A 12,941-nucleotide genomic window follows, 5' to 3' on the forward strand; every position below is an offset into this window, starting at 1 on the left:
TCTATATTTGGTGCGATTTTTAAATGGGGGAGGTCCTATAATTGTTGAAAGCTTATTGGAAATGCTTTTTATACATAAATAATCATAAACTTAATGTCTTAATAGAGTGTTGGAAAGAAGGATTATACATCCAGGGAATTTTTCATGATATGTCAAAGTTTTCTCCAAAAGAATTTCATCCATATGCTAAGAAATTTTTTTCTAATACTAAACTTACTGAAGCTGAAGAATTAGAATGGAAATATGCTTGGTTACATCACCAACATAACAATAAACATCATTGGGAATATTGGGTTGTTAATCCACATACAAAAGAAGCGGTACCGATGCCAACTAAATATTTGATTGAAATGGTATGTGATTGGAGATCATTTTCAAGAAAATGGGGAAAAAGATTTAAAGAATTAGATTTGGATTTAACCGATACAATAATCTTACATAATGAAACTAAGGAAAAACTTAAACATTTTATTAAGAAGGGCAATAAGCATGAAGCAAAAACCAATGGTGAATTAAATTAACGGATTTTGCAAACTATTCGAGTTTCGTATTTCCTTCATTTTGAATAATTGTCTTCACTTTTAAATTCAACCGCAACTTAGGAAAGTACTCAGATCTCCAATTTCTCAATTGGGTTCTAGGTATTTTGTTTCTAAAATATTGTCCCACGCCAAGGATGTCGGCTTCTTCGGCTTGAGATTTGTGAAACATTCCATTAAACCTTTTCGAAAGTGTTTCTTCAACTTCTTGTTTTATGATTTGTGACGTAACTGTCCCTTTCGTTTCCACGATTGACACCCTGACTGTGATTTGAACATCCAGATAAGGTATCTCATTGATGAGTTTACTGTGCTGGCTCATCGAGCTTCTCAAGATCAGAACGCTGGCTTTATCCAGGACTTCAATTTTCCCTTGTGCACTTTGACCGTTAAAAGAATTGAAAAGCAAGGTTTCTTCCGGCGTAATCTGCTCAACCATTTTCCCATTCTTGATGATTACCGAGCCTAAATAATCAATCGTCCCACTTTTTCCGGATTTAATTATTGGGATGGCGACGTCACGGGTATAAGAATGTATGCTTCGGTATACCTGCCATATGTGTGTCAAGGCTATTTGAGGATTCCAACCTGCATTTTTCTCGAAACAATCGTAAAGAGTTATTTTCTTTGGCGTCATGGAGTTTTTTACATAATCGAAAAAAGAATCCAAGTTCTCGTCACTTATGACAATTAATGCTTTCGGAGAAATATCCCTTGCTCGTATGAAGCTGGAGATGCTGTCAGTAAGGCCTTGTTGAGCGTATCCTTTTTCGATCAGGATCATTTTCAAATGTAGAAGATCTACGCTGCTTTCCATTCTTTCGCTGATCTTATCCACAGCTTGGTTGATGGTTTCACCGGTTTGCTTCATTATTCTTATGTCGGTTCCGTTGGTGATAGGTTCTGGAATTTGCAAGACAACCTCATATAAGCCGTCATGCAAGGAAAGTCCCATGACGACGGGTAACGAACGATGATCGATGTCCCTATTGTCCCAACATCCACATAGAACCCCTAGCAGTGCAATGCTGATTGTCAGTACCAGCCCGCGTTTAATCGATTGCTTCATATTTCGACCTTCCTTTTAAATGCTTTCCGAAAAAATAAGTCGAGAGCGGAATGGCTACTAATATATAGAATCTTAAGTACATATTCCACCAAAAAAGCTCCTCAATGTCTTTCCAGTTTGGTATCATCATGCAAACGATAAATACGAAAATTGGAATCAATAAAAGCAAATAAAGGGGTTTCATAACTGGGAAGCTCTGAGTAACGACCCGCATTGTAGACCATAAGGCGATCGCAAGAAAGAGCATTAAAAAGGAAATCAAGCTTAATAATAGGAATATCGTGATTCTGTCAAACATCACCCATGAAATAGAAATGGTATCGAGAGTAATAATAAATGGAAAATTGAACGTGGAAGCAGTAGCTTGGCCAAACGTTAGCAAGGGTACGTAAACCGAGAAAATAAGGAAAGGCAGAAGAGCCAAAGCGGCAATCAATATATGGCGTTTTCGAAAAGTGGCATATGGCTGAACAAAACCTAAAATCAAAAAACCTCCCGAGAATACAAAAAAGCTCTTCAAGTAATCAGGATCGGATAGAAAGGAAGAATTGCTGATTAAGGGGAAAATATACCTCCAATCAACATTTTGAAAGGAAGTCGAGAAAAAGAACAAAATGATCGGAACATTAAGAAATCCGATTAACACGCCAGTTCTAAAGATGGATTGGATACCTTTAATGGCAATATAGGTTGAAATAACTAAGAATAAAAACATAATAGCCCAAAGCGGAGTGCTTGAAAGGAACACGATCGTCATGATCTCTCCTAAAGTTCTCACTATGACGATGCATGTCATCAGAAAATATACACCTATTGGAAGTAAGAATAAGAATGGCATTCCTTTTCCGATTCCTAAATATAGACTGACGACATCCTTGGTCCCTATATATCCAAGACCTTTCATATAAATGGAGATTGCTATAATATGCACGGTAAAGCCGAGTAGGATTGGGATCCAGTGTCCGTCCTCCGTACTATTGATAATATCTCCAGGATAAATAAAGAAGATAAGACCAACATGGGTAATAAAATATATTAATGTGACTTGCCAGGTTCTATCCATGAGTTATTTCATCCTTTTCTTTCGAGAAGCTGACATAAGGAATCCCGTAGGTATGCAAACTAGCTAAATAAGCGCTAATCAATAAAAGCCCCTCTAAGATTCCGAGAAGACCGTAAATGGCCGCCATTACAACAATGAGATATTTCGATATTCGAAGGGCAAGTGATTGTTGTAACCCCACGACAGTTGAGTTTGCGATTGAGGTCGCCGCAAGAATGATTATGAGCAGATTGCTAACTAATTTTGCTTGCACGGCAGCTTGCCCTAAGATGATTCCACCCACCATAGTTATCGTGGGTCCAATATTTTTCGGCAATCGGACACTGGCTTCGAGGATCAACTCAAGAATGATGAGCATGAGGAAGATCTCGATGAATGCTGGATAAGGGATGCCTATCCGGGTTTGGGCGATCGATAAGGCCATTTCTATTCGGAGAACCTCAGGGTTGACGGAGACGAGTGCGACATATAAGCCTGGTAAAATCAGGGTTGCATAAGCGCCGATGACACGTAAAACGCGTAAAAATAACATCAATGGCAGAGGTAAATTTCGATCGCTATCTAGACAGAAGACATCCCAAAACAGACCTGGAACAATTAATGCAATTGGGAGCCTGTCTACAAACAGAATGGCTCGGCCTTTTCTTAGGAAATTTGCGGCCTCTTGAGGCAGCTCCGTTTGATTGAATTTCGAGATCATGATCCATGAGGGAGACTCCATTATTTTTTTAGATAGCTGCTGCAGGTTTTCAATTTGTTTATTCTTGTTTTTTTCGATTTGATTCACGAGCTTATGAATGAATTCCATGTTCGTGCGACCTTCATAATAAATGAGCGAGAGCTTCGTGGTTTCTTCGTTACCGATTAAATAAGATTTTACCTTAATGTTGTCAGAGAGAATGTGTTTCCGTACGATTCCGATATTGGATTGGATATCCTCGGTAAAAGAGTTTAGTGACCCCTGAAATACATTTTCATTTATGGAGGATTCTATAGCTCGGTTAAGCGGCTTTGGTGTGGGGTCCATTATGATATAGGACTCGTCATTCTCGAAGTAGATTAGGAGTTTACCTTGAATGATTTTAGAAAGGGCTTCTTTGGTATCAGCATCACTCTTTACTTCTCCTAGTTCGTTTTTTAGTTCATCCAACGTGATTTTGGTTTCTTTGAATGCATGGATATATCTTGTATACTTAATTTCGTAACTGCCAAATCAATTAATGAATAAAAGCCCAATAATACGATCGGGGTGTCGGATAGTGTTTCTTGGAGATTGAAAAAATCATCGTTATCAGAAAACTTGTCACTTAGATTCCGAAGTAATGTGTTCATAGAATGCTCACCCTTTTCAAGATAATGGATATAAGGAGTATCCCCTTGTAGTGTAATAGTATACAAGGTCGTGAAAAATATAAAAGCTGTGAACCCTTATTAAATAAGGATTCACAGCTTTAATTATGACCATATTTATCTTTAGAAAATGCCTTCATCCCAAAGAGCTTAAAAGCTGCTTTAGGGGGATTTGAAAGGCAAATCGGCTGCCTTCGTCACTCGAATCTACCATCCAAACCTTTCCACCCATTTGCTCAGCCAGCCGCTTGCAGATAGCTAATCCCAAACCTGCGCCGCCATATTTGACGGAAGTATCTACATCGTGAATTTGGGAGAAAGCTCGGAATAAGTGATCCTTCTGATCCTTGGGTATGCCAACACCCGTATCCTTCACTTCGATTGTTAAATCTACTGTATCCCCATCAGCTAGTCTCATTCGTACTGCAACGCCGATTTCCCCTTGCTCGGTGAATTTAAGCGAGTTTCCGATCAGATTGGATAAGATCTGGCGTATTTTATTGCTATCTCCAATGAGAATAGTATCAGCACCGGATTCAAACTCAGCATACAATCGCAAATCCTTTCGCTCGGATTCCTCAGTGAATGTTTGTAGAACGTAGTTTACGTCATCGCGGATAAGAAATGGGCTGCTCTCCAGTTCCAGAGTATCCGCCTCGATTTTTGAATAGTCTAGAATATGATCCATTATCGAGAGTAGACTGCTGCCGCTTTTTATAATTACATCTACATATTCTTTCTGCTCGTTGGTCAAATCAGTAGAATGTAATAGGCTTGCCATGCCTAGCACTCCATTCATTGGATTACGAACTTCATGGCTAAGCACTTCTAACAGCTTAGATTTCTCCGCCAGCATCTTGGATGCTACATTTTCGGCTGATCTCAGTTGCTGAATATTTGTTTCAAGCTCCAATAGTGTAGAGAAGAAGGCGGACAAAGAAAGCAATAATTCTACATCTCTGGGTTGGTATTGATAGAATTCATGATCAAAGGCGCAGAGCGAGCCGTACATTTCTCCATCACCGGTTATGATGGGAACCCCAAGAAAAGAACATCCACCTACGAATTGTGTTGCAGCCATATCTTTAGTCAGTGCATGCGTCATATTGTTGTCAATAATCAACGGACCCTGCGCATGCTCGGTTACAAGAGCACAGTAAGAATCCTTGTTGTCAACAACAAGCCCCTCGCCAAGCATAACTTTACTGCGATTATATGCTTTTAATACGGTAGTAGAAAGGTTATCTAAATTTGCAATACAGAAGGTATTCGCCGGCATCATTTTGCTGGCCGTATCCATCACATTGGCAGCTGATTCATACAATTTATCGGAAATGACCGATAAAACGTCTATAAAATCTGTTTTTAAGATAGTGTCGTCCTCCCTTTCAAGAGATTTGATTTGTCTATTATATTCTTATAAAAGTACCACTACAACTATAGGTTTAGAATCTCTGTGGATTTAAAAAAAAGCTTGATAAAATGCTCGATATTGTTCATAATGAAACTGTGCTCGAGCACAGTCGATTCGGAGATGAACCATGAATATAACAATTAGACAAATTGCAGATAAGGCAGGCGTGTCTAGAGGAACGGTAGATCGAGTGCTCAATGGCAGGCCAGGCGTTAAGCCAGCAATCCGCGAGCGGATCCTGCTTATCGCAAATGAGTTGAACTACGTACCAAACGTGGCGGCAAAAGCATTAGCGCACAGCAAGAAACCAGTTTTGATTGGCATAGTAATGCCACCTAAGGAAATTGGCTTTTTCGACGATGTTAGGCTAGGGATTAATGATGCCGCAGCGGAACTGAAGGGTTTTGGCATTAGAGTGGAATACCGCTATGTCGACATTAATCGGTCGGAGGAGAGCGTAGAGGCTATTCGCATGTTCATTGAAGAGAAAGCTAGCGGAATTATGTACTGCGCTATGGACGATGAGGAAATTCGAGAAAGCATCGACTATGTTGTTGAACAGGGTGTGCCAGTTATAACTTTCAATTCGGATGTGGAGAATTGTAAACGCATCTGCTTTGTCGGCCAAGATCTCTATAAGAGCGGCAGAATTGCTGCAGGGCTTATGAACCTTATTCTCCCTATGAACGCTAAGGTTGCTGTCATAACGAGCACGTTGAAATTTCACGCACAACGCTCGCGATTGAAAGGATTTAAAGATGGTTTGGAGAAGCTTGGAAAACAGATTGAGATAGTGGAAGTGATTGAAGGTTACGAACGTTTCGAAGATACGCAAGTGAAGCTGCAAGCTGCTTTTGCAAACCACCCAGACATCCAAGGAATCTATATGGCAACGGGCAGTATTGAGGCTTGCATTGATATTATCAAAAAGAATAGCAGGGAAGAAAGAATTCGAATCGTGTGCAACGACTTGCAGCCAGAGGTTGAAGAGGGGATACGGCAAGGCTTGATAGATTTCACCATTATGCAAAATCCATACCAGCAAGGTTATCGTCCATTGCGTCTACTGTATGATTTCATTTTTATGCATAAGCAACCTGAGCAGGAATATTATTTCACAGAGACACAGATTTCAATATCAGAAAGCTTATAGGAGTAGCTTCTGTATTCTGCTATTTTTTGGACTAATATGTGCCCGGGCACGATAATCGAACAGGTTATTTAAACATTAATCTTATTACAAAAGGGAGGCAGTATCATGGCAGTGAGAATGGAGAAAAGGAACTACAGCATCACAGGTCCAGAGAATCAAAAGGCGCAGGATCTAGGATTGGCTACGGCCGACTGGTACGCTACACCAATCCCTCGTGCGAGAATGAAAGAATTGATGAAACGTCGGAATGGTCCAGCCATCCGCGATACGATCATCTGGTTTGGAGCACTCGCTTTATTCGGATATTTGGCTTATTTATCCTGGGGAAGCTGGTGGTCGATTCCTGCATTTCTTGCATATGGCATTCTCTATACATCTCCAGGTGATTCGAGATGGCACGAATGCGGACACGGCACAGCGTTCAAAACCCCTTGGATGAACGAGGTTATTTATCAAATAGCTTCGTTTTTTGTGCTTCGTTCGGCGACACCTTGGCGCTGGAGCCATACCCGTCATCATACAGATACCATTATTGTCGGCAGAGATCCGGAAATTGCAGCAGAGCGGCCGCCCATCTATCGTATTCTGTTAATGCAAATTTTTCACTTATATGGTGGACCAGTTGAGATCAAGCGCTTTATTCTCCATGTATTTGGCAAGCTGGATACCCCTGAGAAGGAGTATATTCCAGCTTCGCAGCAGCGAAAGACATTCTGGGAATCTCGCATTTATATGCTTATTATCTTAGGTACAATTACCGCATGCATCCTTACTGGCAGCCTATTACCTGCTATGTTTATCGTGCTTCCTTCCTTTTATGGAAATGTATTAGCCCTTTTGTTTGGCGTATCGCAGCATCTAGGTCTTTATGAAGACGTTCTGGATCACCGGCTGAACTCCCGTACAATGTATTTAAATCCTGTGTTTCGCTTCCTTTATTGGAACATGAACTACCATGTCGAACATCACATGTTTCCGATGGTCCCGTACCATGCGCTTCCCAAGCTGCATAAAGAAATGTTATATGATATTCCGACTCCACGATCAAGTCTATTTGCAGCCTTAAAAGAAGTGATAAACGCGTTGATTAAACAAAAGCATAATCCAGCATTTGTGGTTGAGAAGCCATTGCCACCGACAGCTAATCCTTATCTATACGGACCTTATTATCCAGACAAAGATCAGAGGAGTGAGCAGATATGAGCACAGAAAATTGGATTGAAGCCTGCACGTCAGAGGATGTAGAGGTGGAGGATGTCATTCGCTTCGACCACGGTGATCGAACCTTTGCGATTTATCGTACTGAGAAAGGCGACTATTATGCTTCTGATGGTTATTGCACCCATGAACGATTTCATTTATCAAAAGGCCTCGTCATCGGCAATATAATTGAATGTCCCAAGCATAACGGAAGATTTGATATCCCCACAGGCAAAGCTAAGAAAGTGCCGGTCTGCATTGATTTACGGACTTATCCAGTCAAACTGGAAGGCGGGAAAGTATTCATTAATGTGGAATAAAGCATTATTTTGTTTAACAAATTAATGGGAGGGTTGTTTGAGGATGAGTCGTTATAAAGCCGAGCTCGTAGTGAAAGAAGGATTTAACACAATAGAATTAAGTGATGCAGGGTTAGAGGCAACTGCTATTATTGTACCTGAGGTCGGAAATAATCTTGTTCATTTCACAATCAATGGAATTCATGTCATTATGCCACCAGAGAGTTTACATGAACTAGTAGACGGATCAAACGGTTACTTCAAATATGGAACGCCGATACTTTTCCCTCCTAATCGAGTGAAAAACGGCAGCTTTTCCTATAAGGGACAAAGCTATCAGCTGCCTTTGAATGAGCCGCCAAGTCATCATTTGCATGGTGAAATTAGCTGTAGACCTTGGGAGGTCATGGAATTCGGAGCATCGGATGAGCAGGGAGCATTCGTTACTAGTCGGTTCCAGTTTGCTGCTCACAGTGAAATTATCGCCTATTTTCCACATATGCTTACGTTTATTATCACTTATAGGCTTTATGAAGGGAGTCTGATCTGTAGTGGATCCATTTATAACGAAGGGAGTGAAGAATCACCCTTTGCATTTGGACTTCATCCTTACTTCTATGTACCCTTCGATACCAACGATGAGATTGTGCTCCAAATACCAGCTGCTGCAGAGTGGCCTATCACTAATCAATCTTTTGTGCTTGGTGAGCCAACAATTACGACATTCAGCGAAAGCTTAAATGAAGGCATAGCTATCTCGGATTATGCTAAGCTTGGATGTTCACTCGTTAATCTGCAGGACGAAGATCGTACCTGTTATATAGAAATGAGAAATCGTAATTATAAGATTGCTTATCAAATAGACCCGATATTCCCGTTTATCCTTATGTTTCGACCTGATTGGGCTTCGGCTTTTTCACTGGAGCCTTACACCTACTTGACGGATGGATTCAATCTTCCTTACGATCATAGTGTGACAGGGGTTAAAGGCATCCTGCCAGGAGAAGTGATTTATTTTACGAATCGTTTATGGATTGAATAATATATGCAATTACGGAGAGATGAGGAATAAATATGAGAATCGATGCCCATCAGCATTATTGGCAGCTTAGCCGCGGCGATTATGGATGGCTTACGCCAGAAGCAGGTGATCTGCACCAAGATTATTTGCCTAAACAATTAGCTCCATTGCTGCAGCAGCACAATATAGATAAATCGATTGTGGTTCAAGCTGCATCAACGATTGCTGAAACGGAGTTTCTTCTTGAGCTATGCCAACAGGAGATTAATTTGGCCGGTGTTGTCGGATGGCTGGATTTAGAAAGCGAGAATTTCGCTGAGCAGCTTAGACGTCTTATGCATAATCCCTACTTTATTGGTGTGAGGCCTAGCTTTAGAAAGAATGAGCGGGGAGAGTTTATTCTAAACCAGAGGATTATAGATTCGCTGGAGCTATTGGCTGAGCGGAATATTCCTATAGATCTTCTAATTGAATCGCAGCAATTGGTGCAAATAACCGATATTATTAAATCAATTCCACAGCTGCGAGCGGTGCTTAACCATTTAGGAAATCCTGCCATGGGTGATAATAAATCAGACGTTTGGTGGAATGATCTCGAAGGGATTTCGAAGCTTGAGAATGTATATTGCAAGCTATCTGGAATGGTAACACGTATCATTGGAGAGCAGGATCCTGCTGCCAGCTTACAGCCCTACGTCCAGCACGTGTTGAATTGCTTCGGCACGGAACGAGTAATGTATGGTAGTGACTGGCCTGTATGTCTGCTAGCTTGCAGCTATGAAGAAACTATAAATGTACTCTATAAAACACTTCCCAATCTCAGCGAAAAACAGCTTAATCAAATTTTTGGCTTAAATGCGGAGCGCTTTTATAGGTTATAACTAGTTTAATATTACTTCTTAGAATGTTTTACACTTAATCGGGGAAAATAAAGGGGACTTAGCATTACATTGGTAGGTGGTGTAGTTCATTGGTTCTTACAGTATTTATAAGTTTATCTTTATTACTCGCGCTAATTGCCGGATTCGCTGTGAGAACCCTTCACTTTTTAGAAGTTATATTTACGTTTTCGATCAGCATTTTTTTGCACCTGTTCTACTTCACCATTGCTTCAATCAACTACAACGTTTTTTCCGCCTCAACACAATTGGGGTTATTTTGCTGTTTTATAATCTGGGGGTTTGTTACGGTACCTTCTGTTGTTTTTATCACAAGGGGCATTGGCTTATGGCAAGGTAGTTACAGGTGGAAACTGCTTGTTTGGCTAGGTAGTACGGCTTTGCAACTGGGAATGGAAGGATTGGCAGTGAAAGGGAAAGTAATTATATATCACAATTGGTCTATTTCTTCATCGTTTTCAGTGTGGATTGTGTTTTTAGCTGTATTGCTTTTTCTTGTGTATTTATATCGTAATCAACTCCGCAAGGAGGTGAGGATTCCGTGATATTGTATCTGCCTGAACGATTCGATACTAATGAATGGTATATCATCATAATCTGGCTTGTGGTGATTAGTTGTATTTGGATGCTGCCAAGGAGATTTCCGCCAACGATTGGATTGCTTTATGCTCTCATCCCCCTCATATTGGCAAAATTGTTCGATACGATCTTGATATTTCCTCCTTTCGAGCAATATTATATGAATGATATTAAGGGAGTGGAATTATTCGACCTGCTGTTATACTTCACTTACCCATGCATCGGATATTTGTCCTTATATGCGTATGATCGGTTTCATCCCAAATCAGTCGGAACCGTTGCGATACTTATCCTTACGTCACTGTTCGCCGTATTTTTCGAATGGGTATCTGCAAAAGCAGGCTTGTATCATTATACCGGCTGGAAAGTTTACTACTCGCTTCCTATATATTTTTTCATGCAAAGTTTGTATGTCATCATGTACGAGTGCATAAAAAGAGAGTACACTCGTACCAAACTATAGTCTTGGAGAACATTGTCAGATTAATTCAATATTTATGATTGTAAAGGCTTCCAATAAATTTGAATACAATCCATCTCAACCTCACCGGAATGTGCGATATATTGGAGGGTATTAACACCTTCGTTTAATGAAACGAGCAGGAGGCCCAAAGAAGCTGAACATAGTTATTATTCGGTAAAAGGCAAATTTCTATTTGACAAATCAGAGAAAATATTTTAGTATACATGCTATAGCATGCAATATAATTCTTATAGAGAAGAGGAGCTTATATAAACAAAAATAATCTGGAATTATATAATTTCACTGGTTTCCTTGTTCATCGTACAGATGTGAAAATGACTAATTTTTTCACGAAAAAGCTTAAACAATATGAAGTAACTCCTGAACAATGGGGTATTATCAGTGTTCTTGATGAGGAAAGAGCAACGAGCCAGAAAGAGCTTGCTGAAGCCATTGACAGAGATCAAACTACTGTTGTAAGGATGATCTACTCACTTGAAAAAAAAGGAATAGTGAAAAGAATTCAGAATGATTCTGACAGACGTTCCCATAACTTGTTCCTTAGCGATAAAGGGATGGGTCTCAAAACAAAACTTTTGCCGGTTGTAATGGCAGCTCATGATCATGTTACCAAAAATTTGAGTAAGGATGAACTTCTAGAGCTGCATGTGCTCCTTGGCAAACTGTATTCAAACGTAAAAGATGAGTAAATGAGACTACATTAGCACTCATAAATGGAGCCAAATTTAAATATCTATTTGCGATCAAAACCTCCTATTTATATGCTATAGCATGTAAAAACCGAATTTACAAAACTAGAAAGAGAGTGATTACGATTATGTTAATTATTATTTTAAAAGTTATAGTCGGCATTTTTTTCATGATTACAGGAACGAGAATAATCACTGGAAAAATGGCAAAGGAGTTCAGCCGATTTGGCCTTCCATCCGTATTCAATTTCTTAACTGGATTTATTGAAATTTTATGCTCTTTTGGAATGATATTGGGAATATGGTTTCCTATCGCAGCCATGTTATCCGGATTTCTCTTAGGAGCGACGATGCTGGCTGCAGCCTTTATTCTGCTTGTGGTCGCACGTGATCCGTTTAAAAAAGCAATACCATCTATAATACTATGTCTGCTGTCTTTAACGATTGCCACTTTATCATTTTGATTTCTGATTCGAAAGTCGAACCTTGGCTTCTTCCAGCCATATAAAGACATTATAAAGACTTTTCTTATAAATAAGTACGAAGAAAATACACACTATCGAACATATTACACAAGTGAAGTGCACTATTTCGAAAATCGTATTCTATTCAATTCTGCTTGAACATGACATGATCAGAGAAAGGAGGCAATAATTGGTAAAGGTAAACAGATTTCGTGAATAAGCTTGAATTCTATTAAGTGGATCATCCTTCTAAGTTGATTTAGCCATTTTTTCAAGCATTCCCAACACTATTTTTCGTTCAATTATGGGAAGATTTGTAAGATTAAGTAGAATAGCAATAATTTTTTCTTTCTCATCATTGGAAAATATATATTGATTATTAAAATGAAGGTCGGCTGAACGAATTATGCTAATGATTTGTGCTTGAAGATCCTCTGTATTGTTTTCCTCATCGGAATAACCAATTAGATAATCGACAGAAACATTGAAGAACTGAGCTATTTGTTTAAGACGAGCTTCTCTCGGAAGGGATCTTGCGCCAGATTCATAACCTGCAATTGTTGTGCGGGGGATATCCAGTTTTTTGGATAGCTCTTCCTGTGAAAGCTTTTTTCCTAAACGAAGTTCCTTTAATTTTGTTGAAAATATTCTCATTTGTTACACCTCTAGTTTTGAGATACATCATAAATCATCAACTACAAGAATATCAGAAAGAATT

General features: G+C 39.6%; 15 protein-coding genes. 9 read left to right on the forward strand and 6 right to left on the reverse strand.

The window, feature by feature from the left end; all coding sequences use genetic code 11:
* The first annotated feature begins 41 nt into the window (after positions 1-41).
* Positions 42-521 carry a DUF5662 family protein gene (locus EHS13_RS15140; RefSeq protein WP_155701139.1) on the forward strand — a complete coding sequence of 160 codons (480 nt, stop codon included), beginning with the start codon at positions 42-44 and terminating at the stop codon, positions 519-521.
* 13 nt (positions 522-534) lie between these two features.
* On the opposite strand, the gene EHS13_RS15145 is transcribed toward EHS13_RS15140, so the two are convergent.
* The 5 genes from EHS13_RS15145 to EHS13_RS15165 form a co-directional block, all read right to left on the reverse strand.
* Positions 535-1,608: a Ger(x)C family spore germination protein gene (locus EHS13_RS15145; protein ID WP_155701140.1), complete on the reverse strand. Its 1,074-nt coding sequence runs from the start codon at positions 1,606-1,608 to the stop codon at positions 535-537.
* Positions 1,592-2,671, reverse strand: coding sequence for a GerAB/ArcD/ProY family transporter (locus tag EHS13_RS15150; protein ID WP_155701141.1), 1,080 nt, complete (start codon positions 2,669-2,671; stop codon positions 1,592-1,594). The genes EHS13_RS15145 and EHS13_RS15150 overlap by 17 nt, the downstream gene beginning before the upstream one ends.
* A complete protein-coding gene (locus tag EHS13_RS15155; protein WP_155701142.1) occupies positions 2,664-3,821 on the reverse strand; it encodes a spore germination protein in 1,158 nt (385 codons plus the stop codon). Before EHS13_RS15155 ends, EHS13_RS15150 begins: the two co-directional genes overlap by 8 nt.
* Positions 3,809-4,003 carry a hypothetical protein gene (locus EHS13_RS15160; protein ID WP_155701143.1) on the reverse strand — a complete coding sequence of 65 codons (195 nt, stop codon included), beginning with the start codon at positions 4,001-4,003 and terminating at the stop codon, positions 3,809-3,811. The genes EHS13_RS15155 and EHS13_RS15160 overlap by 13 nt, the downstream gene beginning before the upstream one ends.
* 154 nt (positions 4,004-4,157) lie before the next feature.
* The gene (locus EHS13_RS15165) at positions 4,158-5,345 is read right to left on the reverse strand and encodes a GAF domain-containing sensor histidine kinase (RefSeq protein WP_227013949.1); all 1,188 of its coding nucleotides are present in this window, start codon (positions 5,343-5,345) and stop codon (positions 4,158-4,160) included.
* A gap of 217 nt (positions 5,346-5,562) precedes the next feature.
* Between EHS13_RS15165 and EHS13_RS15170 the strand changes: the two genes are divergently transcribed.
* The 8 genes from EHS13_RS15170 to EHS13_RS15205 all read left to right on the forward strand — a co-directional run bounded on the left by EHS13_RS15170 (position 5,563) and on the right by EHS13_RS15205 (position 12,223).
* Positions 5,563-6,588, forward strand: a complete 1,026-nt coding sequence (locus tag EHS13_RS15170; protein WP_155701145.1) for a LacI family DNA-binding transcriptional regulator — start codon at positions 5,563-5,565, stop codon at positions 6,586-6,588.
* 105 nt (positions 6,589-6,693) lie between these two features.
* Positions 6,694-7,791, forward strand: coding sequence for a fatty acid desaturase family protein (locus EHS13_RS15175; protein WP_155701146.1), 1,098 nt, complete (start codon positions 6,694-6,696; stop codon positions 7,789-7,791).
* On the forward strand, positions 7,788-8,108 hold the full coding sequence (locus EHS13_RS15180; RefSeq protein WP_155701147.1) for a MocE family 2Fe-2S type ferredoxin: 321 nt from the start codon (positions 7,788-7,790) through the stop codon (positions 8,106-8,108). The genes EHS13_RS15175 and EHS13_RS15180 overlap by 4 nt, the downstream gene beginning before the upstream one ends.
* Before the next feature lie 43 nt (positions 8,109-8,151).
* The gene (locus tag EHS13_RS15185; protein WP_155701148.1) at positions 8,152-9,129 is read left to right on the forward strand and encodes an aldose 1-epimerase; all 978 of its coding nucleotides are present in this window, start codon (positions 8,152-8,154) and stop codon (positions 9,127-9,129) included.
* 32 nt (positions 9,130-9,161) lie between these two features.
* Complete coding sequence (locus EHS13_RS15190) at positions 9,162-9,989, forward strand: amidohydrolase family protein (protein WP_155701149.1); 828 nt, start codon at positions 9,162-9,164, stop codon at positions 9,987-9,989.
* Positions 9,990-10,548: 559 nt separating this feature from the next.
* Positions 10,549-11,049, forward strand: a complete 501-nt coding sequence (locus EHS13_RS15195) for a hypothetical protein (protein WP_155701150.1) — start codon at positions 10,549-10,551, stop codon at positions 11,047-11,049.
* 335 nt (positions 11,050-11,384) lie between these two features.
* Positions 11,385-11,759, forward strand: a complete 375-nt coding sequence (locus EHS13_RS15200) for a MarR family winged helix-turn-helix transcriptional regulator (protein WP_405083563.1) — start codon at positions 11,385-11,387, stop codon at positions 11,757-11,759.
* 128 nt (positions 11,760-11,887) lie between these two features.
* Complete coding sequence (locus EHS13_RS15205; RefSeq protein ID WP_155701152.1) at positions 11,888-12,223, forward strand: DoxX family protein; 336 nt, start codon at positions 11,888-11,890, stop codon at positions 12,221-12,223.
* 249 nt (positions 12,224-12,472) lie between these two features.
* Here EHS13_RS15205 and EHS13_RS15210 read toward each other — a convergent pair whose 3' ends face one another.
* Positions 12,473-12,877, reverse strand: a complete 405-nt coding sequence (locus EHS13_RS15210) for a helix-turn-helix domain-containing protein (protein WP_155701153.1) — start codon at positions 12,875-12,877, stop codon at positions 12,473-12,475.
* Between the last annotated feature and the right edge of the window lie 64 nt (positions 12,878-12,941).

Source organism: Paenibacillus psychroresistens, from assembly GCF_009728935.1.
GTDB lineage: Bacteria > Bacillota > Bacilli > Paenibacillales > NBRC-103111 > Paenibacillus_AC > Paenibacillus_AC psychroresistens.

Coding starts and splice junctions, on each gene's coding strand:
- EHS13_RS15145 (WP_155701140.1), bottom strand. CDS start 1,608: ATGAAGCAATCGATTAAACGCGGGCTGGTACTGACAATCAGCATTGCA.
- EHS13_RS15150 (WP_155701141.1), bottom strand. CDS start 2,671: ATGGATAGAACCTGGCAAGTCACATTAATATATTTTATTACCCATGTT.
- EHS13_RS15160 (WP_155701143.1), bottom strand. CDS start 4,003: ATGAACACATTACTTCGGAATCTAAGTGACAAGTTTTCTGATAACGAT.
- EHS13_RS15170 (WP_155701145.1), top strand. CDS start 5,563: ATGAATATAACAATTAGACAAATTGCAGATAAGGCAGGCGTGTCTAGA.
- EHS13_RS15175 (WP_155701146.1), top strand. CDS start 6,694: ATGGCAGTGAGAATGGAGAAAAGGAACTACAGCATCACAGGTCCAGAG.
- EHS13_RS15180 (WP_155701147.1), top strand. CDS start 7,788: ATGAGCACAGAAAATTGGATTGAAGCCTGCACGTCAGAGGATGTAGAG.
- EHS13_RS15185 (WP_155701148.1), top strand. CDS start 8,152: ATGAGTCGTTATAAAGCCGAGCTCGTAGTGAAAGAAGGATTTAACACA.
- EHS13_RS15190 (WP_155701149.1), top strand. CDS start 9,162: ATGAGAATCGATGCCCATCAGCATTATTGGCAGCTTAGCCGCGGCGAT.
- EHS13_RS15200 (WP_405083563.1), top strand. CDS start 11,385: ATGACTAATTTTTTCACGAAAAAGCTTAAACAATATGAAGTAACTCCT.
- EHS13_RS15205 (WP_155701152.1), top strand. CDS start 11,888: ATGTTAATTATTATTTTAAAAGTTATAGTCGGCATTTTTTTCATGATT.
- EHS13_RS15210 (WP_155701153.1), bottom strand. CDS start 12,877: ATGAGAATATTTTCAACAAAATTAAAGGAACTTCGTTTAGGAAAAAAG.